At 48.8% G+C, this 23,739-nt stretch carries 21 protein-coding genes; all 21 read right to left on the bottom strand.

Translation table 11 applies throughout. From position 1 onward, the window contains the following. Positions 1–96 precede the first annotated feature (96 nt). The 21 genes from hypE to GA0116948_RS17215 all read right to left on the bottom strand — a co-directional run bounded on the left by hypE (position 97) and on the right by GA0116948_RS17215 (position 23,708). Entirely contained in the window at positions 97–1,158 is a 1,062-nt protein-coding gene (hypE, locus tag GA0116948_RS17115; RefSeq protein WP_240619096.1) for a hydrogenase expression/formation protein HypE, read from the bottom strand. A gap of 46 nt (positions 1,159–1,204) precedes the next feature. After that, positions 1,205–2,308, bottom strand: coding sequence for a hydrogenase formation protein HypD (gene hypD, locus GA0116948_RS17120; protein WP_089714459.1), 1,104 nt, complete (start codon positions 2,306–2,308; stop codon positions 1,205–1,207). Positions 2,309–2,373: 65 nt separating this feature from the next. Then, positions 2,374–2,634, bottom strand: coding sequence for a HypC/HybG/HupF family hydrogenase formation chaperone (locus GA0116948_RS17125; protein WP_089714461.1), 261 nt, complete (start codon positions 2,632–2,634; stop codon positions 2,374–2,376). 94 nt (positions 2,635–2,728) lie between these two features. After that, positions 2,729–5,170, bottom strand: coding sequence for a carbamoyltransferase HypF (hypF, locus tag GA0116948_RS17130; RefSeq protein ID WP_089714463.1), 2,442 nt, complete (start codon positions 5,168–5,170; stop codon positions 2,729–2,731). Positions 5,171–5,260: 90 nt separating this feature from the next. Further along, a complete protein-coding gene (gene hypB, locus GA0116948_RS17135; protein ID WP_089714464.1) occupies positions 5,261–5,980 on the bottom strand; it encodes a hydrogenase nickel incorporation protein HypB in 720 nt (239 codons plus the stop codon). A gap of 70 nt (positions 5,981–6,050) precedes the next feature. After that, positions 6,051–6,395, bottom strand: a complete 345-nt coding sequence (locus GA0116948_RS17140) for a hydrogenase maturation nickel metallochaperone HypA/HybF (protein WP_089714466.1) — start codon at positions 6,393–6,395, stop codon at positions 6,051–6,053. 105 nt (positions 6,396–6,500) lie between these two features. After that, on the bottom strand, positions 6,501–6,875 hold the full coding sequence (locus GA0116948_RS17145; RefSeq protein WP_089714468.1) for a four helix bundle protein: 375 nt from the start codon (positions 6,873–6,875) through the stop codon (positions 6,501–6,503). An 81-nt stretch (positions 6,876–6,956) separates the two neighbouring features. Next, complete coding sequence (locus GA0116948_RS17150) at positions 6,957–8,453, bottom strand: tetratricopeptide repeat protein (protein ID WP_089714470.1); 1,497 nt, start codon at positions 8,451–8,453, stop codon at positions 6,957–6,959. Position 8,454: 1 nt separating this feature from the next. Then, entirely contained in the window at positions 8,455–8,766 is a 312-nt protein-coding gene (locus GA0116948_RS17155) for a hypothetical protein (protein WP_123891656.1), read from the bottom strand. A gap of 57 nt (positions 8,767–8,823) precedes the next feature. Next, positions 8,824–9,327: a hydrogenase maturation protease gene (locus GA0116948_RS17160; RefSeq protein ID WP_205686002.1), complete on the bottom strand. Its 504-nt coding sequence runs from the start codon at positions 9,325–9,327 to the stop codon at positions 8,824–8,826. Positions 9,328–9,337: 10 nt separating this feature from the next. Then, on the bottom strand, positions 9,338–10,930 hold the full coding sequence (locus GA0116948_RS17165; RefSeq protein WP_089714476.1) for a nickel-dependent hydrogenase large subunit: 1,593 nt from the start codon (positions 10,928–10,930) through the stop codon (positions 9,338–9,340). A gap of 26 nt (positions 10,931–10,956) precedes the next feature. Beyond that, positions 10,957–11,916, bottom strand: a complete 960-nt coding sequence (locus GA0116948_RS17170; protein ID WP_089714478.1) for an NADH-quinone oxidoreductase subunit B family protein — start codon at positions 11,914–11,916, stop codon at positions 10,957–10,959. Positions 11,917–12,223: 307 nt separating this feature from the next. Next, positions 12,224–12,841 carry a TetR/AcrR family transcriptional regulator gene (locus tag GA0116948_RS17175; protein ID WP_089714480.1) on the bottom strand — a complete coding sequence of 206 codons (618 nt, stop codon included), beginning with the start codon at positions 12,839–12,841 and terminating at the stop codon, positions 12,224–12,226. A gap of 1 nt (position 12,842) precedes the next feature. After that, complete coding sequence (locus tag GA0116948_RS17180) at positions 12,843–13,202, bottom strand: hypothetical protein (RefSeq protein WP_089714482.1); 360 nt, start codon at positions 13,200–13,202, stop codon at positions 12,843–12,845. 195 nt (positions 13,203–13,397) lie between these two features. Next, entirely contained in the window at positions 13,398–14,105 is a 708-nt protein-coding gene (locus GA0116948_RS17185; protein WP_089714484.1) for a hypothetical protein, read from the bottom strand. A gap of 1 nt (position 14,106) precedes the next feature. Continuing rightward, positions 14,107–14,598: a hypothetical protein gene (locus tag GA0116948_RS17190; protein WP_123891654.1), complete on the bottom strand. Its 492-nt coding sequence runs from the start codon at positions 14,596–14,598 to the stop codon at positions 14,107–14,109. 256 nt (positions 14,599–14,854) lie between these two features. Beyond that, entirely contained in the window at positions 14,855–16,774 is a 1,920-nt protein-coding gene (locus tag GA0116948_RS17195; protein WP_089714488.1) for a sialate O-acetylesterase, read from the bottom strand. A 114-nt stretch (positions 16,775–16,888) separates the two neighbouring features. Then, positions 16,889–19,216, bottom strand: a complete 2,328-nt coding sequence (locus GA0116948_RS17200) for a glycoside hydrolase family 95 protein (RefSeq protein ID WP_089714490.1) — start codon at positions 19,214–19,216, stop codon at positions 16,889–16,891. A gap of 27 nt (positions 19,217–19,243) precedes the next feature. Further along, a complete protein-coding gene (locus GA0116948_RS17205) occupies positions 19,244–20,470 on the bottom strand; it encodes a DUF4998 domain-containing protein (protein WP_089714492.1) in 1,227 nt (408 codons plus the stop codon). Positions 20,471–20,508: 38 nt separating this feature from the next. After that, positions 20,509–21,783, bottom strand: a complete 1,275-nt coding sequence (locus GA0116948_RS17210) for a DUF4959 domain-containing protein (RefSeq protein WP_089714493.1) — start codon at positions 21,781–21,783, stop codon at positions 20,509–20,511. Positions 21,784–21,833: 50 nt separating this feature from the next. Next, positions 21,834–23,708: a RagB/SusD family nutrient uptake outer membrane protein gene (locus tag GA0116948_RS17215; RefSeq protein WP_240619095.1), complete on the bottom strand. Its 1,875-nt coding sequence runs from the start codon at positions 23,706–23,708 to the stop codon at positions 21,834–21,836. Positions 23,709–23,739 lie beyond the last annotated feature (31 nt).

Consider the following 23,739-nt stretch of genomic DNA (forward strand, 5'->3'; position numbering starts at 1 on the left):
AATTCATAATTCATAATTCATAATTCATAATTCATAATTCATAATTCATAATTCATAATTCATAATTCATAATTCATAATTCATAATTCATAATTATCAGCATATTCTGGGAAGTTGTTCGCCGGGGAGCATGTTTACGACTCGTTTGCCACCGATTTTGCTGTGGAGGATTACCTGGCCGGGATGGTCGGGTACGATGGTACCGATGCAGGCGGCCAAGCTGGTTTTGGATTGGGTGGAAAGCAAGGTTACCAGGGCGTCTGCAATGTGGGGGGAAACGATGGCGAGGAATACGCCTTCGTTAGCCACATACAAAGGGTCCAGGCCCAGTAGCTCACAGGCACCTTGTACCTGGTCATCTACTGGGATGCTGCTTTCCTGCAGCACTATGCCCATTCTACTGTCTTTCGCTATTTCATTCAGTACGCTGGCCACACCGCCACGGGTGGGGTCGCGCAGCAGGTGGATGTCGTTGCCAAAGGTGTCCAGCAATAAGGCCACTATATCATGGAGGGGTGTAGTATCGCTTACAATTTGTGTTTCAAATTCCAACCCTTCCCGCACACTGAGAATGGCCATGCCATGAGCTGCGATCTGGTGGCTGACGATGATCTTATCGCCTGCTTTGATGTTGCTTAGTTTAATATCCGCCTTTGGATGCAGTGTGCCGATGCCACTGGTGTTAATAAAGAGCTGGTCGCCTTTCCCTTTTTCCACCACCTTCGTATCGCCGGTAATGATGGATACGCCTGCATTGTCTGCGGCTGCTTTAATGCTGCATAATATTTCCCAGAACTGGGTCATGGGCAGGCCTTCTTCTATGATGAAGGATAAGGACAAATATTTTGGTAGGGCCCCGCACATACTTAGGTCGTTTACGGTGCCGTTTACCGCCAGTTCGCCAATGTTGCCACCGGGGAAAAATATGGGATGGATAACGTAGCTGTCGGTGCTGAAGGCCAATTTTCCTTCCAGGGAAAATATTGCGCCGTCGTGCTTTTCGTTTAATAAGGGGTTAGCCAGCAGGTTAAATACCCCGCTTTCTAACAGGCGGTTGGTGAGGGTGCCGCCACTGCCATGCCCTAAGGTAATGATGTCGAAATCCAGTTTCGGCATAGGGCAGGAAAGCTGCATGTTTATTTTTCCGGGTGCAGACATAGTAGATCGTTTCTATTTGTGGGGGCGGTGTTGAAACCCTGGAGGCTCACACCGCTACGCGGTTTTCGGCTTGTGAAAAATGATAATAAGCGGCGCAGGCCCCTTCACTACTTACCATGGGCGCGCCCAGCGGGAAGGTGGGCGTACACTTTTTGCCAAACTGTGGGCATTCATACGGCTTTTTAATGCCACGTAATACCTGGCCTGCTATACACTCCTTACTTTCTGTTACTGGGGGGATGGCGATGTCGAATTTTTTGTTGGCATCATACAGGGCCAGGTCTGCCCGCACTTCCAGGCCGCTGAGGGGAATGTTGCCAATGCCCCGCCACTCCCGGTTGGCTACTTCAAATACCTGTTGCATGACTTGCTGGGCCGCTGTGTTGCCGGTTTCCTGTACAAACCGGCTGTATTGGTTTTCTAATTTGTAGGCACCTCTTTCCAGTTGCCGTACCAGCATCACAATGCCCTGCAACAGATCTACCGGCTCAAAACCGGTAACTACAATGGGCATTTTGTATTTGGCGACGATAGGATAGTATTCTGTTAATCCCATGATGGTGCATACATGTCCTGCACCCAGGAAACCCTGCACAATATTGCTATCATCGCCGGCAATGGCTTCCATGGCAGGGGGCACCAGTACATGGGAAGTAAGGATGGAATAATTCCTCAACCCTTCGCGCTGGGCATGCAGCACAGAAAGCGCATTGGCGGGTGCCGTAGTCTCGAAGCCCACGGCAAAGAACACTACTTCCCGGTCGGGATTTTCTTTGGCCAGCTTCACGGCCTCTAAGGGAGAATATAAAATGCGCACATCGGCCCCTGCTGCCTTAGCTTCCAGCAGGCTATGGGTGCTGCCTGGCACCCGCAGCATGTCGCCAAAGGAACAGAGTATTACCCGTTGGGTAGTGGCCAGGTAGATGGCTTTGTCGATCAGGTGCAAAGGCGTTACACACACCGGGCAACCGGGGCCATGTACCATATTTATTTTGTCGGGCATTAAGGATAATAACCCGTTTTTTACTAAGCTATGCGTTTGCCCACCACAAATTTCCATGATGTTCCAGGGGCGGGTAACGGTTTTTTTTAGCTCTTCTAAATACTGCGCTACGATGTCCGCATCTCTGTACTCACTTAAATATTTCATCTGCTTGCATTTTTTACTTCAGGAAGAAGAAAGCTGTTTTTTTGCTGCATCTACCGGCTACCCACTTATACCTGGGTATGATCAATCAGTTCGTCTATTTCACCAATCTCTTTGAGGTATTCAAAAGACTTGGCCGCTTCTTCAGCGTCTACCAGGCTAATGGCCACGCCCACGTGTACAAGCACATAGTCGCCCTCTTTAGCAGCAGGCAGCATTTCCAAACTGGCCTCTTTGACGACGCCGCCAAAAGACACTTTCGCCATACGCACTTTGCCTTCGTACCGCAGCTCTATGGATTGTATCTTTCCGGGAATTGCTAAACACATTTTTTTTTAATTATGAATTTTTAATTATGAATTATGAATTATGAATTATGAATTATGAATTATGAATTATGAATTATGAATTATGAATTATGAATTATGTTTTTGTTAGGAATGTTTGAATGATGAGTTGACCGAAGGATATGTTTTCGTCGTTGGGCGGTAGTTTTTGGTGGAGGTATAGATGGTATGATGTGTTGTTGTTGTTGTTATTTGTGTAGTAGTAGTTGTTGTTGTTATTTGTGTAGTTGTTGTTGTTGTTTGTGTTATTGTTATTATTATTGATAAAGGTTTTTAGGAGGTCTATTAGTAAGCCGTTTTGGAAGACACCGCCGCTAAGGGCGATGTGGGAGGTGCCGGCTTTTTGGGCGATGGTTTGTATCATGTTGAGGAGGGTGAGGTGAAATTTGAGGGCTATTTTTCCCTTTCCCACAGGGCTTTGCAGGTCTTTTATAATTTGGACTAGCATAGGCGCTACGGAAATGGTGTTGTTTTGCGGATGAATATGGATGGGGTAGTATTCTTGAAAGAAAGGATGCTGCTGCCAGTAGGCTGTTGCTGCTTGTTCTAATTGCAGGGCGGCCTCGCCTTCATAAGTCTGACGGGTGGCCAGACCTAGCAGGGCCGCAACGGCGTCGAACAAGCGACCCATGGATGAATGATGGATGGAAGTAGGGGTATGGGTAGGAGTATAGGTCTGAGTATGGTGTAAGGTCTTTTGGTAATAAGTCCATTCCTGGGCGGTGAATTGTTGTTGCAGGCTGTCTGCTAACAGACCTTTGCAGGACGCCAAAGCAGATAACCTGGGTTCTTTGGCCATCTTGTCGCCCCAGGGGTTAGGTGTGTATGCCAGGTGGGCGGTTCTTTCGATGTGGTGGTGGTGATAGGTGAAGAATTCACCTCCCCATATCTGGCCATCATCGCCCAAACCACTGCCATCCCAGATAACACCCAATATTTTTTCCTGGCTGTCCAGTAAATTATTTTCTGCCAGTACAGCGGCAAAATGCGCCTGGTGGTGCTGTACACTGTGCAGGGAGGCCTGGTAGGTCATGGCTTGCTGTTTAGCATACCCGGTGCTGAAGTAGGCCGGGTGATGATCATGCACATAGCTGCCAGGCTTTGCTTGGAGCAGGTGTAATATTTTGCTGGCTACTGCCTGATAGGTTTGCTGGGTGTCATATTCATCGGTGTTGCCCAGGTATTGACTCACGTATATGCCGCCCTGGTGCGCCACGGCTACGCTGCTTTTCAGGAGTGCTCCGGTGGCAAATACAGTTGGCTGCGTAGCATAATCCGGAAAGTGTACCGGCGATAGTCCCCGCCCGCTGCGCAAGATAATGCGGGTTTGCGTAATGGTGGAGAACTGTATCACGCTATCGTCTTGCGGCATCCATATATCGCGGTTGTGCAGCAAGAGCAGGTCTGCCAGGGCAGGCAGTTCCTGTAACGCTTTTTCGTTGTCATATATCAGGCTGTCGCCGCTGATGTTGGCACTGGTGGCCACCACGGGGGCGTCGAAGCTCGTGAGTATTAATTCCAGTAAAGGCGCATAGGGCAGCATCACGCCCACCCTTTGCAGGGCAGGGGCTACTTCCTGCCATGCCAGACTGCTAGCAGTGTTTTTCCTGCGCAGTAATACGATGGGTGCAGCAGCACTTTGCAGGGCATCCTGCTCTTTCGGACTTATTTCGTACTCCTGCACTACCTGTTGTATGGATGGATACATGACGGCAAAGGGTTTGGTAGGCCGGTGTTTTTTTTGCCGTAAGGTTTGGATGCTTTGTTGGTTAGCAGCGTCGCATAGTAGTAAGAAACCGCCGATGCCTTTTACTGCAATAATTTTCCCGGCTTGCAAGGCCCCGGTTACCAACGGGATTATGGCCGCAGTATCGCTGCTAATAACTTGCTGTTGCTGGTCGTATAACTGTAAGGTGATGCCGCAAACAGGGCAGGAGTTGGTTTGTGCATAAAAGCGCACGTCACCTGCATCCTTATATTCCGCCTGGCATTGGGGGCAGGGCGGGAAAGAGTGCATGGCCGTGTTGGCCCGGTCAAAGGGTAATGACTGTAACAGGGAGTAACGCGGACCGCAATCGGTGCAGGTAATGAAAGGATAGTGATAACGGCGGTTGCTCCTATCGTGCATGGCGGCTTTGCATCGCGCACACAGCGCAAAGTCTGGCGCAATAGCGGGCTGCCCCGCAGCGGTGTCTTGGCTGCTGGCTATGATTTCAAAAGCGGTATAAGCGGTGAATGTTTTTTGCCGGATGGTATGGGTTTGTATCCTGGCCTGTGGCGGTGCCTGTTGCAGCAGGTGGTGGTAAAATTGGGCAACCTGCGCGTCACTTCCGTTTATTTCTATCCATACACCGCTATTATCATTCCGCACAAAACCAGTTAATCCCATTGCTTGTGCCACCTTATACACAAAAGGCCGGAATCCCACTCCCTGCACTATTCCCGTAAGGTGAATGGCAACGGTGGATATTAAAGGAGCTTCCTGCTTACTGCGTGTTATGGTTTGCGCTTTTATCATGTGCTTTTAAGTCAGTGTATGGCTGTTGATGGATGCAACCCTTGTTATGGGTAAAAAAGTGTTCGCACGGCTGTTGTAAAACTGCCTGGCCTACGACAGTGCTTTGGCTACGGTATGCTGCTTTTTCTCCCTCACTTTTGCTTTCAGCCATTCACACCATTGGTCAATACCCTCTCCATGGAGGCTGCTAATGGTGATCACCTCCAGGTGGGGGTTAATATCCTTTGCATCCTGTGTTACGGCAGCTACAGAAAAGGGAACGTAAGGCAGCAAGTCTGCTTTGCTTACCAGCATCAACTCACTGGTCAGGAACATGCGGGGATATTTCTTGGGCTTGTCATCGCCCTCCGTGCTGGAAATGATGGTAATGCGGTAGTCTTCTCCCAGGTCAAAGGCCGCCGGGCATACCAGGTTGCCTACGTTTTCGATGAACAGCACGTCTAGCCCCTGGTACGATATATGATCGAGTGCCTGCAAGATCATTTGCGCTTCAATATGGCACATGCCGCCGGTTACGATCTGCAAACAATCTACCCCTGCTTCCCGGATACGGATGGCATCCCGCTCCGTTTCCGGATCACCTACTAACACGGCCATTTTTAAGGTCTCCTTTAACCGCTTGCCAGTTTCCTGCAACAAGGTGGTTTTGCCACTACCCGGCGATGAACAGATATTCACCACCAATATTTCATGCGGCGCCAAACGATCGCGGATAGCTTTCGCCACGAAATCGTTCGCCTTCAATAAATTCAGGGAAAGATGCTCACTCTGCACAGTCCCTACGGGAGCTTGGTTACTTTTGGGCGACATGTTTTTTAATTATGAATTATGAATTATGAATTATGAATTATGAATTTATTTTTATTAGGAATTATTGATGTTAGGTGGCGAATTCTACTTTGCTGATGAGAAGTTCTTCGCCCTGGATGACGTGGCTGCAGGGACGGCCACAGGTTTTGCAGATGAATTTATATTGCTCTACGCTTGATATGGCATCGCAGATGTCGCATTTTATTTGGATGGGTAATACTTCGACGTGCAGGTGGGTGTTGGCGTATTTGGGTTCGTCCTGTTGAACGGCTTCAAATGCGCTCTGCATTAGTAAGGGCTGCACGTTGGATAGTATGCCAACGGTCAGGTAAATACCCCGTATATCATCCATCTTGCCAGGAAATTCATCTTCCAGCGTGTTGAATATGTTTCTTACTAAGGAGATCTCGTGCACGTGTTTTAATTATGAATTATGAATTATGAATTATGAATTATGAATTATGAATTATGAATTATGAATTATGAATTATGAATTATGTTATGTTAGGAATTTTTTTTGTTATGATGGTTTTTTGATGTTTTTTTTGGTGGTGAGGATGATGCTTTTGATGATTTTTATAATTTCTTCGGCGTCGTTTTTGATGGAGGTGTGTTCGTTTTTTTTAAGATATTTAGTGGCATGTAGTAGGTCTAGCCAGTAAATGGTTTCGCTGATTTCTTTTTGGGCAACGCCCAGTTTATGGATGAAGTCCATTTTGCTTTCTGCATGGATGGCCTCCCTTACATTGGCCCCTACAGATGTGCCACATCTCAGTAATTGCTTACTCAACACAAATTCTTTCTTCTCCGTCCCTAAAAATTGATAAAGCTTTACCACCCTTACCGCAAACGAAAAGGTTTTCTCTAAAATAATATTGTCCTTTCTCTCCTCCATCAAAAAATTATTTATAATTCATAATTCATAATTCATAATTCATAATTCATAATTCATAATTCATAATTCATAATTCATAATTCATAATTCATAATTCATAATTAAATTAAGTTGTGAAAGATGAACGGCTGCGGTGCTTTTTAGTTCTTCGCTTACGGGGAGGCCTTTTACTTCCTGGGCTTTTTGTAGCATATCGTTGAAGAGGTCTTCGTCGAAATCTTTTTCACTATTCAGGTGCCAGGCTGCTTCCAGGTAGTTGAGCAGGGTGATGGCGCGTTCTGACGGGTGGATGCCGGCGTGGCGAACGTCCAGGGCCTCCCGGTACCAGGCGAGTGCTTTGTCGAAATTGTCGGTGCGTATGGCTGCCGGGTATTTGGTGTAAGCGTTTCCCTGGTTGTTGCAGATCATGCCATATTCGTAGGGAAAATCTTTTTTAGTGTAATACTGCAAGGCCTCGTTGAATGAAGATACCGATACGGCGGCCCATACGCTTTTCTTTTTCAGTTCGTCGGGTATTTCGGAATAGATAACGCCCAACTGGTGGTGGATATCGGCAAATATGCTGGGGGCCTCGTCCCGGGTGAATACCTTCAGGGCATCCTGGCAGGCTTTCATGGCCTGGCGGTAGAATTGTGGATGGCCGTGCTGTCCCCAGGTGTATAGTAATTTGGCTTGCTGAAACTGTGCCTGTGCCATGAGTACGGGAAGTTCTTCCTGGTTAAATATATTGATAGCCCGTTGAATATAACCCAGGGCTTCGGAATAGCTGTTGCTGATCGTGGCGATATAGGAAGCGTCTGTAAGTACGAAAGCAGCATCTACCTGGCGGTGATGAGCTTCGTAATATTGCAGGCATTCCCACAGGTCGTTTTTCAGGGCGGTGAGCAGGGCGTCATCGTAGGGAGAGGTCAGTTGCTTCATCTCGCTATGGCAGGCCAGGTACTTCATGGCGATGGCTGCTTCCGGTGAAAGCGCTGTATTGCCTACAAAAGGTGCCAGCACCTGCGATGCCTGGGAAAACAAAAGGTTGTCGTTCAGAAAGGTCGCATATTGTTTGGCGGTGCAGGCCAGCCGGTCAGACAGTACCGTACTTTGGATGGCTTTTTCATAGGCCTTGCGGATGGTATCGAAGGGTGCGTCGGGGCTTACGTAATGCAGGGCCAGGGCAGCGTTGTGCAGGGCCGTATGAGCATCGTTTCCGGCACCGGCAATGTGCAATACATCTTCTTCCGGGATAGCCATGCCGTTTTGCAGGGCATAGCCCAGCTCCACGATGGGCAGCCACTGTGGGTAGCCGGAAAAGTAGAAAGCAGATTTTTCGAAATTGCCGAGTTGGAAGAAAATTAAACCAAGTAAAGTTTTATTGTTAAAAGGCAACTGCGGTGGAAATAACACCGGTAATTTGTCGGGATGCCATTGTGGTGCCGTGAAAATATGTTGGTCTTCCACCACGATGTTTGCCGTGCTAGCTTCCGTTGTCTGAAGATGTACTAATTCTTCCAAACGGTATTCCTGGGTGATGATTTGATGGATCGCTTCCTTATTTCCGGGGGTTGTATAAAGCCCAATTCTTTCCATATCATTCAAAATAAATGTTCAGAATATGCATTGCTTCGTCGGCAAAATAGGTGAGTGGCCGGTTTGTTTCGGCGATGGCATGGTCAATAATAAATTCGCGGATATTCACAGCTTTGTCGCCGAGCAGGTTTTTGTCTTTTAATATTTCACGCTTCGCTTTGTGGAATGATTTGAACATGTCGTCAGAATCTTTTGCCATTACCAGCGTGCCATTTTGCTCGTAATAAATCATCTGTACATAGGATTCGTTATTAAATAATCCTAAAGCAATTTCCTTATCAATAACAATGTGTGAGTTAAGTAGTTTGACCACGATCTTTTAGTATATATGATAGGTTATACCAGGCAAACAGGCAGGATCGCTATAAAATTAATAGGTAACGATGCCTAATTCTTCCTGCATGATCAGTTGCACTACTTTATCGCCCGCTTCCTTTACGGTGTCGCTGAGTGTTATTTCGAGTTTTGTATCATCTACTGCGATCAAATATACCTGTATATCATCTGGGTATTCTTGTTGCAGGAGTTTTTTAGCATAGCTCAATGCCTGGTCCCATTTAAGGCTATGCAGAAATACCATCGGATCGTCTATAATTGCGGCTTCCAGCTCCGCAGCGGGTACTTTAAATAGCGTGCCCGCTGGTTCGCCGGTATTTACTACCGCATCTATGAGAATAATTCGCTGATGTCCTTTTAGCTTAAACAACACTTCAAAGGCGCCCGTTCCCATATCAAACACACTGATGTGGGAATGGTCTTTTAATTGGCGTTGCAGTTGTTCCACCACATAGATCCCCACTCCATCATCACTCCGGCAAGGATTTCCAAACCCCATCACCGCCACCCGCTTCTCTACAAGAACCTCATTCATCATGATTAATTATCTACAGTTTAAACTTTGCCAACTCCTTTCCTGATTTCTCATCATGTGCATGCACGGTGCATACCAGGCAGCTATCGAATGAGCGGGCTACCATGCCTACTTCTACCGGGTCGTTGCTGTCTTCGATTTCGGTGCCTTCCAGGGCTGCCTCGATGGGGCCAGACTGGCCGGAATCGTCGTTGGGGCCTACATTCCAGGTAGTGGGGGCAATAACCTGGTAATTCTTTATGACACCGTCTTTAATTTCAATCCAGTGGGCCAATGCGCCACGGGCGGCTTCGGTAGCACCAAACCCAATGCCGTCTTTTTCTTCTGGTTTGATATAAAATTCATCATCCAGGCGTATCTGTCCCAGCCATTCGTGGATATAATTAAATAAGCGGGGTGCTTCGTGTACCCGTGCCAGTGTGCGGGTAAATACGCTGGGCCCAAACTTTTGCATGATGTCGCCAAACAGTGGGTCGTGAATCTGGTGATCCAGGTTGGCCGGATTGGCGGCCATGATCATCCTGGCCAGCGGCCCTGCTTCTGCGGAGTGCCCTTGGTAACGGGGTGCTTTAGACCAGCTATATTTATCGTCGAAATTGGTATGTGCCAGGTTTTGCGATGGAACCGGCGTAGGCAAAGGTTCCTTCCAGGGGTGAGCCGCGGCGGTATCTTCAAACCAGGTATGTTTCACATGTTCCATAATATCGAGGTGATTGAACGCGTGATACAGCTTACCGTCGAAGAAGCCACTGGGGCTTATCAGGGCTTGATTTCTGCCATCTACCGTAGGGTGATTGTAGCGGTCTTTATGCAGGTAAGTTCCATAGGCAATATACTTACCGCAGCCCTGGCCAAATTTATCCAACCCAAATTCCAGGCTGGCGCGGATAAACAATCCCAGGTCGCTATTGAACTGCGATTCATTTTCATTTACCCAGGCCATCAGATCGTCCCAGGATTTTATTTGCTGATAGCGTTCAATGGAGCAACCCAGCCAGGTAGTTTCCAGCCAGTCGTTGCGGAATTGGTTCATAATGGCGTAGGCGCGGGTAATGTCTTTCAGGGTAGGGGCGCTCATCACACCGCCGGGTACCATATAGCTGCTGTGGGGCCATTGTCCGCCGAAGAGCGCATATACTTCCACTGGTCTGCCGCTGGCGGTAACGCCCGATTGGAAGGAGGTACCTACATAAGCGGCAAAGCGGCGTACCACTTCATCGTATAATTTCTTGTTGGCAAATTTCTTATTGGCCATATCCGTAGCGAAGATGGCGTAAAACCAGCGGGGAATACTTTGTATGGTTTCACAAGCCTGGCCCAGTGCCCGGAGCAGCAGGGCGTTGGGGGGGAGGGTGGTACCCCAGGCGGTGTCCAGCGCTGAAGAGGCGCAATACAGGTGGGAGCCTCCGCAGATGCCGCAGATGCGGGGCGTTACGATCAGCCCTGCCTGTGGGTCTTTGCCCTGCATGATGCGTTCAAAACCACGGAACATAGATGCCTGGGTATGTGCCCGGGTTACTACGCCGTTTTCCATATATACCTTCACGTCCAGGTCTCCTTCCACACGACCTACCGGCGAAATATTCAGTTCTTTTATTGTAGCCATTACATTATTTTTTTGTTGGAGAGTAATTATTTGCTTGCTTCCGTCACTGCGGTATTTTTAGGCCATGCCTTTTCCATACCAGCCTTAATAAAATAACCCAGGGTAGATTCCCCGGCGGGTGCTTCCTTGGGAATGAATCCCAGGTATTTCATGGTTTTAAATACGCTTCCTTTTTTCAGATCATGGTGGGGGAAACCGGGTTCTGTGCAGCCCAGGCAGGGATGGTTTACCCTGGTTTTGCTGGAGGTTCTGTTCCACAATATCCGGTTGCAACTAGCTCTCGTCATTGGTCCACGGCAGCCTACTTCGTAGAATAGGCAACCGCCACGTTTTCCGAACCCACCATTTACCTTCTGGGCGAAGTTGGTAACGTTAGGACAGCCCGTTTGCACGAAGTCGGTAAAGAATGTTTTAGGCCGGTGAAATTCATCGATCAGCACATCGCCAATCCTGCCAGTAGCTACGGCCACCAGTATCTGCGATATCCAGTCGGGATGCGCAGGGCAGCCAGGGATATTGATCACCGGCAAGCCGCCTTTGGATACATAAGTAGGACCCAGGAAACCGCCTTTCTGTTTTTTATGAAACTGCATGCCGGTACTTTCGCTGGGGTTGGGCGCTACTGCCGGAATGCCGCCATAGGTAGCGCAATCGCCGATGGCTACTACGTAACCGGCTACGGCAGCCAGTTCTCTTACCCAGTCTTTCATCGGGCGTTCGCAGAAGTAGTTCATGGTGCCCGTTTTATTCGGGCCTTCAATAATAGAACCCTCATACACGAGAATGTCCATCTGTACTTTACCATTTACAATGTCGTGCAGCAGTTGCTCTACCTGTGTACCGATTTCCAGGCCAATGGAGGGATGCCATAAAATGTTAATGCCGAAGTCCACAATCAGTTCTACGACTGTGGGTTCTTCGGCATTGAGGAACGACATGGTATTGCCGCTACAGGCACCACCTTGCAACCATAATACATTTGCCATAAACAGTTTATTTAGTTGAGTAAGGATAAATCAAAAACGTGGGTCATACGAATGTAAAAAACAATTTCGGGAATTAGAAATTTTTTTCTAAAAACTAGAAACTGTTTACTAGTTGGGATTAGGGAACTGGTATCAGGTTTTTTTATCCTGCTGGTGATAAAGACTATATAAGTATAAAAGGCGCGGGAGTTAATGAGGTAATTGTTCACTCCTAAAACTGCGAAAGTTTATCTTATTTTTCCGCATTCAGTTTCTAAGGGCCTGATATTTACATAGGAAGACGTGGCTGTGCTTTTATGGCCCGTCTTTATTTTAACACTGGCATAATCAGGTTGGTAAATTCTTCTATTCCCTTCGGTGTGAAGTAAGGGAACAATAAAGCCCATAAGGCCTTTTTAAATAAATTTTCCTGTACCGGCAGGCCTTGCAGCAGTTGCTGCGGTATCCAGAAATTGATGGATAGGAATAAAGATTGCGCCAGTATTTCATGTTCTTTAGGATATGACTCTGGCTTTATAATATTTCGCTGTAAGTTATATTTTATTCTCTTTTTCAGTTGAAGTAAAATCTTCTTATTGAGCAGGGCCCATTCTTTCTTAATATCCGGATAGGTACGTTCTATTTCCCAGATGTTATTGATATAGAAAATATTTTCATTCAAAAAGGAAAACAGGTCGGAGAATTGCTTGTCGAAGTCAGACAGGTCGGGGTATACCAAATAGGTGGATAGTATTTCGGACAGTCCATTTAGCAGGCAATCATATACGGCTACTACAATGGCTTCTTTGTTTTTATAATGGTAGGCCAGGTTGCCTACGCTGATACCCACTTCGTCTGCGATATGTTGCAACCGTACGTTGGCAATACCGTATTCGAAGAACAGCCGCTCGGACGTTTTGATGATTTTCAGTTTAGTTGGCGTCATCTCAGCTAAGGTTAATATTGATCGATTGCGCGTTTAAGTACATGGTACCCCTTTGATCTTTGGCGGCCAGTCTTCGCATGTAGTGGGCGGTGAGCGCTGCTTTTTTGAGGCTGGAAAAATTGGTGATGCTCCGTTTTATCAATTTGAGTGGTTGCAGGTGATGTGCAAACACCAGAAATATGTTCCAGGCGCCATGTCGCCGCTCTATATTTTCAATCACTACCGTGTCCTGCAACCAGAAGTCATCCAGTATAAAATCGGCGTCTTCTGCCGTACCAGGCTTGTTGGTGGCATACGTCTCCTCTATGAAATCGAGCATAGATGCATACATTTTTTCGTCTATGGAAATACGCTTGTTCACGGGAGTGATTAGAAATTATTTTCTAAAGATAGGATTAAATTGTATGCGCGGGAAATATATAAAACGGGAAATGAAGAAGGGAGATGGTATGGTAGCGTCCGTGTTTTTTATTGAAATAAGGTGTAGACGTAATTGTTACGTACTGATGTGTTATGCTACGCGTAGTGCTGTTTAAATTTTAACACCATACCATGCCTACTTAGCAAGCTTTCCTAAAAAATCATTTAAGTCTGTTATATACGTATCATAATACTGTTCAATGATTTGTTTTACCCCCGGATTAATCAGTTTTCCTTTAGGATCGTAGATGCTTTCCGGGTAGGCTATGCCATAGTGGATGACGGCAGTATGGTAGCCGGAAAGAATTTTATTGGATCGCAGTTCGCCGCCATCTTCGGGTTGTACAAATTTATATTCATTAAATGGCGCATTGCCTATGGAAGCCACATCATCCTGGCGGGTGATCCGCAGGTCTACTTTATACAGCGAGGAGAAAAGGGTGCTACCTTTTCCAAACCGTAATTGTATTTTACCGTCTTCCGGCATGGCATATACATACGTCAGGGCAGCCAGGTAGGCCATGCACTTGCTAGAATCGCATACGATGGAAAAATCACGGTAGGTGATGAGGTCTTCGTTGGAGTACTTAGGCTTCAGGATAAGCTGTGGTCTTTGTTGCAGATAGGCAAATATGTTGCGCGTCAGTTCCTGCTTGCTTTTGCCCGGAAAGTTGAGTACCACTGTTTTTTGTCCGGTAAGGGGTACTAACGATGCAACAAAGCGGGGGCCATAAGTGTAGGTAGAAGGGGCTACAATTATTTGAACGTATTTGCTTTGCGCGTGTACCTGTAGCGAAATAAAAAGCAGCCAAACGAATACCCATCCTGTTTTCATCCTGTTCATATCAATGTGATCTATAATTGTTTTCAAATTTTACTTCGGTAATAATGCCTTTTTCGTCGGCAAAAAAAGAAACGCGCTCATCGTACTGCGATTGCCAGCGGGTATCTACCGATGCCTCTCCGCCTACCACTTGTCCAAACCCGTTATACACGGTGTAGCCAGGCTTATAACTGCCTCCGCTGTTGGTGCTGGTGTTTTCATATAGGGCAATTTGTCCGTTACCGCCGTCTGTTACCACCCTGGAAGGGGCGCCCCAGGACGCAATTAAATCTTTGAGGGAATGCCCCACCCAGGAGCTTCTGTTAAAGGCGGGCCGTTTGCTTTCGGCATATGCAGCGTCAGTCGTTAATCTTCTTTTGATGGCGTCTTGCAATTCCTGTGCTTCTTTGGCTTGTTTCTTTAACTCTTTTTTGTTTTGCGCATGTACCTGGCTACCCATTACACATAACAACGCACAGAGAAGGGTAGTAATGCTACTTACTTTTTGATACATCTGGTTAAAATTAATATGCTACAATAATATAGGCCCTTGGGACTAATATTTCATCGCGGAAAGATACGAATTGAGCTGATAAATGGTAGGGATTCCTTTGAATAGCTGGTTTATTAGCATTTTGAAGGGCTACCTTTGTTTCTTTTATTACGCAGGGTGCTACCCCATCTATGCCCACAAAACGTACGCCTAGCAAACAAACAGCCCCCTGGCAGGATAACCAGGGGGCTGTTTCAATAATATACACTGCGATGCCTTACCACTTATCCGTTCTGAATGGCGAGGCGGGCAATCCTTCTTTATTAAACAAATTAGCATCCGGCACATCGTCTTTCCACGCATACCTTACGGCCACCGGGTGCAGTACCTGTGCGCTGGAAACGATCACCGTGTTGCCTTTGATCACTGCCTGTGCCGGCACAAACTGGTGATCTGCTCCGGCCACTACAAACTCTTGCAAGGTACCGGTTCCTTTGGCGATTAATCCGCTGCCGGTATTGGCAAAGGTAAGCACCGCATACGGCCCTGTTATTTTCAGGGAAGTATAGGTAGGCCCGGTGTACACGCCGTTTTTATGATAAGCCACTTTGAGTGCAGACAATGCCAGTCGATAACCCACGTCCTGTTTGTTTTTCGGATGAATGTCGTGCGATGCGCCCAGGTCGGTGATCACGGCTTCGCCTGTTTGGGGAAGAGAACTTGCGTTGTGTTGCGCCTCCCTCAAATAGGGCCATATATTGTTGCCGGATGATTGGAAGCTGGTGAGCTGCGCCCAGCAGAAAGGGAAGGTATCCTTCCATTGCTTACGCCAGTCGTTGATCATCATGGGGAATAGCTGTGCGTATGCGCGGGCATCTTTCAGGGTATTGGCATTTTGCTCGCCCTGGTACCAGATAGCGCCTTTGATCGTAAGGGGGATAATAGGCGCCAGCATGGCATTGTAAAGCTGGGAAGGAAAGGCGTTCGGGCCTGTATCGTGCAGGTTATATTGGGTGCTGAGTACGGACGGTTTGGCCAGCCATGCGCCCGCCAGTGGCAGGTTACTACTGCCGGCCAGTTGCAGATTTACCTCGTTGGCCTTGCTTTCAAAACCCGCGCCACCGCCGGTATTCACCACCTTCACTACAAGGGTGTTGATACCTTCATGCAGTAGGTGGGCTGGCAGTATATAACTTCTCGGTGTGTACCAATTGTTCATAGCGCCTACCTGTTGGCCATTCACGTAGGTAACATCATTGTCGTCAATAACGCCCAGTTGCAAAGTGGCGGCGCTTTGTGCCTGTGCGGAAGTGAGTAAGATGGTTTTGCGATACCACACGATGCCTGGTACTGCGCCCCATTTAGTTTGCGACCAGTCGTTGGGTACCGGTGTGTTGTCCCAGGAGGTGGTATCGGTGGCCGGGTTATACCATTGCTGCTGCTCACCGGGGTCGTTGTGGATAGCAGCATCATATTGCTGCCTGGCCTGCGCCCAGCTGGCCACCATGCTGGCCGAGTCGTAAGGGTTGAGGTCTTTGTATTCGGGCAGTGTTTTGGCTACGTCCCAACTCATCCATTCCTGTATTTGGGTGCCGCCCCAGTTAGAACTGATTAACCCGATCGGTACGTGCAGATCCTGGTTTAATTTCCTGCCAAAGAAATAGGCTATAGCAGAAAAAGGGGCGATGTTATCCGGGTTACAGGCCAGCCATTGCCCGCCTTTAATATCTTTGGCCGGCAAATAATGCATGTCTTTTTCTACGGTAAATAAGCGGATGTCCGGATGATTGGCCTGGGCAATTTCCTGTTCCGCATTCACCACCTTGCTCCAGCCGGAAATGGGGAACTCCATGTTCGACTGTCCGCCGCAGATCCATACATCACCCAGCAGGATGTTTTTATATACCAGTGAATCGTGGGCTGCGATGACATCCAGCTCGTAGGGGCCACCGGCTGGCATGGGTTTCAGTGTAACGGCCCATTCGCCATTGGCATTGGCGTGGGTGGTGGCAGCCTGGTGGTTAAAATGCACTTGCACGGTATGGCCGGCGCTGGCCCATCCCCATATCTTTAAAGGCTTATCCCTTTGCAGCACCATGCCGCTCCCGAATATTTTAGGCAGGGTTACCTGCGCCTGCAAGCTGTGTGCTGCTGCCAGCAGGGTGAGGGCCAGTAAGCCATTGCATTTCCTGTTCATCTGTGTGTTGTTTAAGGGCGTCCTGCAAACGCGGTGGTTTCTGGTGTCGCCATGGTCTATGGTTTCCGTGGTTTAAATATACATTGCATGCAACGGTAAGCTGCAAGGTAAAAACTATCCTTTGGAGGCAGTTACTTCTTTTATCACTCCATTCACTTTTACTTTCACCCTGGCGGGGGTGGTGGAGTGGATTTTATACGAGGTGATCTTCCCCTCTTTCCAGGAAAAGTCTACCAGGAAATTACCCCTTGCCTTTAAGCCTTTTACCTGGCCGGCTGCTTTCCACGCGTCCGGGATGGCGGGCAGCAGGTGAATATACCCGGCGTGACTTTGCAGCAGCATTTCTGCAATGCCGGCCTCCCCGCCAAAGTTGGCATCTATCTGGAAAGGGGGCCCTGCGGAAAACAGGTTAGGGTAAATGCCCCCGCCTGCGCCGTAGTTGATGTCGGTGCCAAATGTAGGGCGCATCAGGTTCACGAATAATTTATAAGCCCGGTTGCCATCATACAGGCGGCTCCACCACAGCATCTTATACGCGATAGACCAGCTAGGGCCATCATCGCCGCGGTCGTTCAGCGTTTTTTTGCTGGCGGCGGCCAGTGCGGGCGTACTGTCTGGCGTAATAAGATTGGCCGGAAACAGTCCGTATAAATGCGATACATGGCGATGGTGAACATCCGTTTGCCGGTAGTCTTCCAGCCACTCCATCAGGCTCCCATCTGCGGCTACCCGGCCTGCGGGCGGTAGTTGGGTAAGCTGGTAGTGCAGGGTATCCTGCAAGGCTTTATCCAGGTGCAGTACCTCCGCTGCGGTGATCACGTTTTGAAACAGTTCACGGATAATCTGGTTATCGATGGTAGGGCCTAAGCAAATGCTGGCCGTTTTTCCATTGGGGAGGTAGAAGCTGTTTTCCGGCGAAGAGGAAGGCGAGGTGACCAGCCATTGGGTCTTTGGATCGCGGACCAATATACTTTTATAAAACAACGCCGACCCTTTTAATACGGGGTAAATGCTGTGCAAATAAGCCGTATCGCGGGTAAAGTCATAATGCTGCCACAGGTTATCGCATAGCCAGCCGGAACCAGATTTGGCGGCTCCCCAGGAGGCGCTTTCTCCCGGCTCGGTGTACTGCCATACGTTGGTGATGACGTGGGCTACCCAGCCAGCTGCATTATAGTAAGCCTTGGCGGTTGTTTCGCCATGCGGCACCATTTTTTGTACCAGGTCTGCCAGCGGCAGGTTTAGTTCCGGTAAGTTGCTCACCTCTACTGGCCAGTGGTTCATTTCTACATTCACATCCAGGTGATAGTCGCCGTTCCAGGGCGTATGCACTTGCTGCGCCCATAGTCCCTGCAAATTCGGGGGCAGTAAACCTACCCGCGTGCTGCTGATAGACAGGTAGCGGCCAAACTGGAAGAACAACACCGGCAGGCCATTGTCTGCCCCCGGGTCTTTTTGAAAGGCTTGCAACCGGGCATCGGTGGGCAGGCTATCTTTTGCAGGGGTGCCCAGGGATAGCTGTACACGATGGAACAGTTGCCGGTAGGCTAGTACGTGTAATTGTTTTTCCTGTGCGTAGGGCAGGCGAAGGGCGGTAGCCAGCAGGGCGGCTGTTTGCTGTTCATAAGCTGTATTGCGGAAGTCGGTGCCGGCAGATATATACAGTATCAGTTCCGTAGCGTTGGTCACCACCAGGCTATGGGCGGTGGTGGTTTGTGTGCCGTCTTTCAAGGCGGCTTTTACCTGGGCTACATACTGCATGCCTTTTCCATCCTTGCCATTGTCCAGTTGACCAGATAATTGCAGCGTGTTATCTTTCACCATTGTGGTACCGTTTTCTGCACGATCCAGGGAAATAGTACAATTCACCTGGTGGGGCTTATCTGCTGTAATGCGTATGATCGCTACATCGGTGTGGAAAGAGGTAAAGTATTCTTTCTTAAAGTGTACGCCATTCACCTCGTAGGTTACCACAGCAAGGGCGCTATCCAGTGATAAAGTGCGGGTATAGTTTTTATACGCTGCGTTGCCGGCATAGGAAAATGCCAGCCCCAGGTTGCCCAGTGTTTGAAAGCAGCCCCACTGCGGACCGCCAGAGCCGGGGCCTTTACAGATAAAGTTTTGATCTACCAGTTGCTGGGCCGAATCGTTTTTTCCTTCAAACAAAAATTGCCGGATGGCGGGCAAACTTTTATAAGCGTCATAATTATTAGCATCCTGCGGGGAGCCAGACCATAACGTGATGTCGTTTAATACAATGTTTTCTCTTGCCACCCCGCCGTCTGGTGTCATACCCAGCCTTCCGTTGCCCAGGGGTACCGCGCCTTCCCATTGGGAGGCTGGCTGCTGGTACCATAGGCGCAGGGGCCGTTGTTGTGCAGCAGCGATCGCGGGCGGCACAAGCAATAAAAAAACTACTAGCCGTTTCAAATTGGTTTCCATTCCGTATAGATTATATGACTGCTTAAATTACTGTTTTTTATACCACAGGGTGAGTTGGCTCATGTTAATTGCATTGGCTCCATTTACATCTTTAAGCACCCGTATGATCACATAGCGTACCTGGGGTGGATGGGCTGCGAAGGTAAACTTCTTCGGGGCCACACCATCGTCTGTTCTTACCGCTTCGGTAAGCAGGGTCCAGCCTTTGGCGGTGATCATGCTTTTCCAGTTAGGGTCATTACTGGGCAGGGAAGGCGTAGCGCCGGTAGTATCTGCAATACCCCATATTTCAAAGTCGCCGGGGTTATTGCAGCAATCTCGCCCGATTTCTTCCATCACGGCTATGTTATCGTACACCGCGCCCATATCAAAACTCAGGCTCCTGGGCATGGTGCCGGCGCTGCCGCCGGGATCGTCGCTATGAAAAATATTAGGGTAGCTGCGCACGGTGGCATTGCCATCCCACAACCTGCCCTTGTAGGTATCGGATTCGTAAATGCCTACATCAAATGGAAAGTTTACTTCCGCAAATTTAGCCTTGTCGCATTCCACCAGTTGATAAATGGTGGGGAAGGTGTCTGCTTTTGCCGTGAAGAAAGTATCGATCGCTCTTTTTTGCGGGATATAGGACGACTGGTAGCGTACCGGCGTGCCAAACTGATAATCCACCAGTTGCAGGGAGCTACTGTCTGGCGGTACATTTTTAGTCACCACAGTGCCGGTGAGATTGGTGTAGGTTACCACCGTATTTACATTGCTGGTATCGGGGGTAGAGAACTTAATCTGCACGGAGCTTGGATCGTCGCTTACGATAAATGGCGTGTCGGCATTCACCGGGCGGTTAAAGAGGTTGGCATGATATATATCGCCATACACCCGGGCGTTATCTACTTCTTTCGTCACCGACTTATTGCCGGCATCATCATAGGCATTGATGAAGAAAGTATAGTTGTATTCCTGTAGCTTGTCGATCGTGCATTTCACGGTATCGGTAGGGGTGTGTGATTGGGCGGCCACCACCAGCGAATCGGCATAGTTATTCCAGTACACGGTGTAGTGGGTAATGCTTGGATCGGGGTTGGGTGCCCATTCCAGTTGCAGCCTGTAGTTGCCTGGCAACACTGTTACATCGTTCAGTGCACCGGGGTAGGTGATTTCCTGCCCGTCTAAAAACTTACGGAAGTCGGTGGGCTTCTTCTCGCAAGACACCAGCACAGCCCCGCAAAGCAGGATATATTTTACATTATTTTTCATGTTCGTTTTTTTAGCAACAATAAATTATTACAGGCCGGTCATTGAGGGTTGCCGTATACCGACATCTCCATGATACCAAAATAATTATCCGTACCGCCCATGGTATGGAAGCACTCCAGGCGGAGGTAGCGCACCTTGGGTAGATCTATAGAAAGATCGAAGTTGAAACCTGCGTTCCAGGTATCGATATCCTCGTTTGTGAGCGGGTTGTGGGCAGGTTTGGGCGGGGCGTTGAACTTGCCCATATTAATCCACCCACCTGGTGTTTTAGCGCCTACTGCCGGCAGTTGGGTAGAGTCGGCCGGCATCACCTCATCCTGCGGGGTATCTTCCCGGCCCCACAATACCCAGGTTTCCGGGGCGCCAGAGTTCCAGACAAATTCGTTGCTGCCCCCTGTTCTGAACCAGCACATATACCGGCTTAAGCGGGCCGACTGTCCCATATCGAAGGTGGCCCATGCCGGCCAGATAAAAGGTTTGGTGGGAGAGGCCAGAATAGGCTGCTCGGTGTTGTAACCTGGCTCGCTGGATGTGTTGTTCCACATATTGCTCAGGTTATAATACCCGTTCTGGTAGTTAGGTACATCTGTAGGTAATACATAGGGCTGGAACAATTGTTTATTCATCAGCGTTTCAAAAATGGGATGAACGGTGGTATACATCGTATCCGAAACATTGCCCCACTGATCGGTTACATAAAAAGCAAAAGGTTTGGGTAAGGTATCGTAGCCTCTTAACGTATAGTTGATAGCATCTGTAGTGGTATAGTGCTGGTCCTGTATCTTCAGCCGTGTACTGTTGCTGTCGGGCAGCAGGCTTACGATACCGATGGGATCCTGTGTTTTATTGAGGGCATGGATATTTACGCCGCCAAACGCGTTTTGTGCAACCAGCGAGGCGTACACGAGCTGATAGGGCGGGGTGGCAGGGTGTACCACTACCACTACGGAATCGGATTTAATATTGGCGCGGGACACGGTGTACAATACCACCTTATAATCTTTGCTTGCTGCAAAGCCGCTCACCGTAATACTGTCGGAGTAATAAGATGATTTCGTTTGCCGGGTGGCCTTGTCGCTGATAGCATAATTGGCTTGCACGTATAAAATATTGGCAGAGTTGGGAAGCGTATAGGTAATGTAAGCGCCCCCGTTAAAATTCACCACCTTCACGGCCGTTACAACGCCCGGCTTCGTTTTGTCGTTCGATACTACGCTATTATAGCCGTCTATTTTCTTGCAGGAAGTGTAGGCTAATGCTGCTATGAGGAAAAACAGCAGGCAGCCATGTGGTATATATTTCAGGAAGTTCATGTGATGATAATTGAAAGTGCGAAAGAGGGATTGTTATAACCGTATACCTGCTACCAGTAAGGTGTTTGTACCAGGTTAGGGTTGTACAGCATATCTGCCTTCTGGATGGGGAAGAGGTAATCTCTTAATCCAAACTGGGGCTGATAGACGGTTTGCAGGTTATAATACTGGCCCGTAGTTTTCGTTTCGTTCATGACGTTCCATCCCAGGAAGGGATTCACCAGTACGTTTTGCAGTTCCTTCCATCTTCTCAGGTCCCAGCCGGCCTGTCCTTCAAAGGCCAGTTCTATCCTTCTTTCCTGGTGTATGATTTGGCGGAGGCCGTCCTGGGTGCCGGGCTTATTAGGTGTCCTGGAATACTGCGCCCAGGCGGCTTGTATGCCGGGCAGGCCTGCCCGGGCCCTTACCTGGTCTACCCAGGTATACACGGCCGCACTGGGCCCGTTGGCTTCATTGAGGCATTCGGCATATAATAACCACAGGGCGGGCAGCCGCATAAAGGGCCAGGAGTAATTAAACGTTTGGAAGCTGTTATTGGCGGAAGCGGTTTGGTAAGGCACCAGCTTGCGCGCCCAGTAGCCTGTGGCGTTGTAGGCAATAGGGTCTAGCGGGGCAGCGGGGCCGTTCACGGCATTGATCACGTCGGGATTATTATCGTCTGTATTGCTGGATCCAAACCAGGTGCTGCCATCAAAAGCAATGTCTGCATAATAGCGGGCTTCCCGGTTCAGGTTGCCTTTATTAGTGCTGTAGCCCTTTCGCACATAATGCCCGTTGGCATCATCGCCCTGTACTACTTTGTAGCGGTTGGGGTAGTCCCAGGTTTTATCTTCATTAATAGGTACGCCATTGTTGGTATAAAACAGCTCACTTTCCCCGATGGGTACGGAAAAGTTAGAGAAGAAATTATACACCGTGGTGGCCAGTGCATTGACGCGGGGAGAGGCCTGGATCTGGTAGCCAAAATAAGGGTTCAGGGTCCACAGTTGTTCTGTATTCCAACTGGACGTTACGGCACCTTGTAGCGTGAGCAGCAGCTTGGTGGAATCGGTCATGTGTGCGATGCCGCTTTGTGCTACAAACTGGTACAGGGCTGCGCCGGAGGCGTTGGCAGCATCTATGGCAGCCTTGCAGGCATCGGCGGCCTTTTGCCACTTGGCCTTATCGGGGGCGGCGGAAAATAATTTGGTGCCGTCTATATTGGCAAAGCTGCTGTAATCCGGGTTGCCGTTGAACAGGGGGCTGGCTTCGGTGGCTAATACTTCTGCTTTTACGGCCAGAGCAATGGTGGCGGTAATGCGGCCATCTTCCGTAATCACATTCTGGATGGAAGGAGGCAGGTCGGGTAAGGCTTCATCGATGAGGTGTACCACATAATTAAAGCAGGAATCTACCGGCAATTGTTTTTGCCGCACCTGGTCGGTGGTGGCATTTACCGGCAGGGCCACATCGGCAATGGGAATGGGGCCATACATACGGATCAGCCAGTAGTGATAATACGCTTTGAGAAATTTGGCCTCCGCTATCCAGCGTTTTCTTTCGGTAACGGTTACGTCGGGCGGGGTATTTACATTGTCTAAAAAGGTGTTGCAAAACCGGATGGATTGCCACAGGTTTAAGCCCTGGTTATAAGCATCCCAGAAATTAAACAACGGATTCTGCACGTTCTGAAACCCGCGCAGCAGGTTAAAGCCTGCATCCTGCCCGGAGCCTTTAAGGCTTTGATTGCTGGGCAGGTCGGTAGGGATGATCACCTCGCCGGAAGTAGTAAAGCCGGCATTGCGGCATACGTCAGACAGGCGTTGCAGGTTAGCGTAACAGTTGCCCAGCAGGTAGGCCTGGGCCTCGTTTTCGTTGGCGAAAGAACTGTTCAGCGTAGCCACGTCATCTGGGATAACGTCCAGGTATTTTTTACATGCTAACATGGAAAAAGTAAGGCATGGCAGTAAGAAAAAT

The organism is Chitinophaga costaii (assembly GCF_900094705.1).
Taxonomy (GTDB): Bacteria; Bacteroidota; Bacteroidia; order Chitinophagales; family Chitinophagaceae; genus Chitinophaga; species Chitinophaga costaii.

Excerpts from the sequence above, each read along its gene's own strand:
- hypE (WP_240619096.1), bottom strand. The coding sequence starts at position 1,158 with ATGTCTGCACCCGGAAAAATAAACATGCAGCTTTCCTGCCCTATGCCG.
- hypD (WP_089714459.1), bottom strand. The coding sequence starts at position 2,308 with ATGAAATATTTAAGTGAGTACAGAGATGCGGACATCGTAGCGCAGTAT.
- GA0116948_RS17125 (WP_089714461.1), bottom strand. The coding sequence starts at position 2,634 with ATGTGTTTAGCAATTCCCGGAAAGATACAATCCATAGAGCTGCGGTAC.
- hypF (WP_089714463.1), bottom strand. The coding sequence starts at position 5,170 with ATGATAAAAGCGCAAACCATAACACGCAGTAAGCAGGAAGCTCCTTTA.
- hypB (WP_089714464.1), bottom strand. The coding sequence starts at position 5,980 with ATGTCGCCCAAAAGTAACCAAGCTCCCGTAGGGACTGTGCAGAGTGAG.
- GA0116948_RS17145 (WP_089714468.1), bottom strand. The coding sequence starts at position 6,875 with ATGGAGGAGAGAAAGGACAATATTATTTTAGAGAAAACCTTTTCGTTT.
- GA0116948_RS17150 (WP_089714470.1), bottom strand. The coding sequence starts at position 8,453 with ATGGAAAGAATTGGGCTTTATACAACCCCCGGAAATAAGGAAGCGATC.
- GA0116948_RS17160 (WP_205686002.1), bottom strand. The coding sequence starts at position 9,327 with ATGATGAATGAGGTTCTTGTAGAGAAGCGGGTGGCGGTGATGGGGTTT.
- GA0116948_RS17165 (WP_089714476.1), bottom strand. The coding sequence starts at position 10,930 with ATGGCTACAATAAAAGAACTGAATATTTCGCCGGTAGGTCGTGTGGAA.
- GA0116948_RS17170 (WP_089714478.1), bottom strand. The coding sequence starts at position 11,916 with ATGGCAAATGTATTATGGTTGCAAGGTGGTGCCTGTAGCGGCAATACC.
- GA0116948_RS17175 (WP_089714480.1), bottom strand. The coding sequence starts at position 12,841 with ATGACGCCAACTAAACTGAAAATCATCAAAACGTCCGAGCGGCTGTTC.
- GA0116948_RS17185 (WP_089714484.1), bottom strand. The coding sequence starts at position 14,105 with ATGAACAGGATGAAAACAGGATGGGTATTCGTTTGGCTGCTTTTTATT.
- GA0116948_RS17190 (WP_123891654.1), bottom strand. The coding sequence starts at position 14,598 with ATGTATCAAAAAGTAAGTAGCATTACTACCCTTCTCTGTGCGTTGTTA.
- GA0116948_RS17195 (WP_089714488.1), bottom strand. The coding sequence starts at position 16,774 with ATGAACAGGAAATGCAATGGCTTACTGGCCCTCACCCTGCTGGCAGCA.
- GA0116948_RS17200 (WP_089714490.1), bottom strand. The coding sequence starts at position 19,216 with ATGGAAACCAATTTGAAACGGCTAGTAGTTTTTTTATTGCTTGTGCCG.
- GA0116948_RS17205 (WP_089714492.1), bottom strand. The coding sequence starts at position 20,470 with ATGAAAAATAATGTAAAATATATCCTGCTTTGCGGGGCTGTGCTGGTG.
- GA0116948_RS17210 (WP_089714493.1), bottom strand. The coding sequence starts at position 21,783 with ATGAACTTCCTGAAATATATACCACATGGCTGCCTGCTGTTTTTCCTC.
- GA0116948_RS17215 (WP_240619095.1), bottom strand. The coding sequence starts at position 23,708 with ATGTTAGCATGTAAAAAATACCTGGACGTTATCCCAGATGACGTGGCT.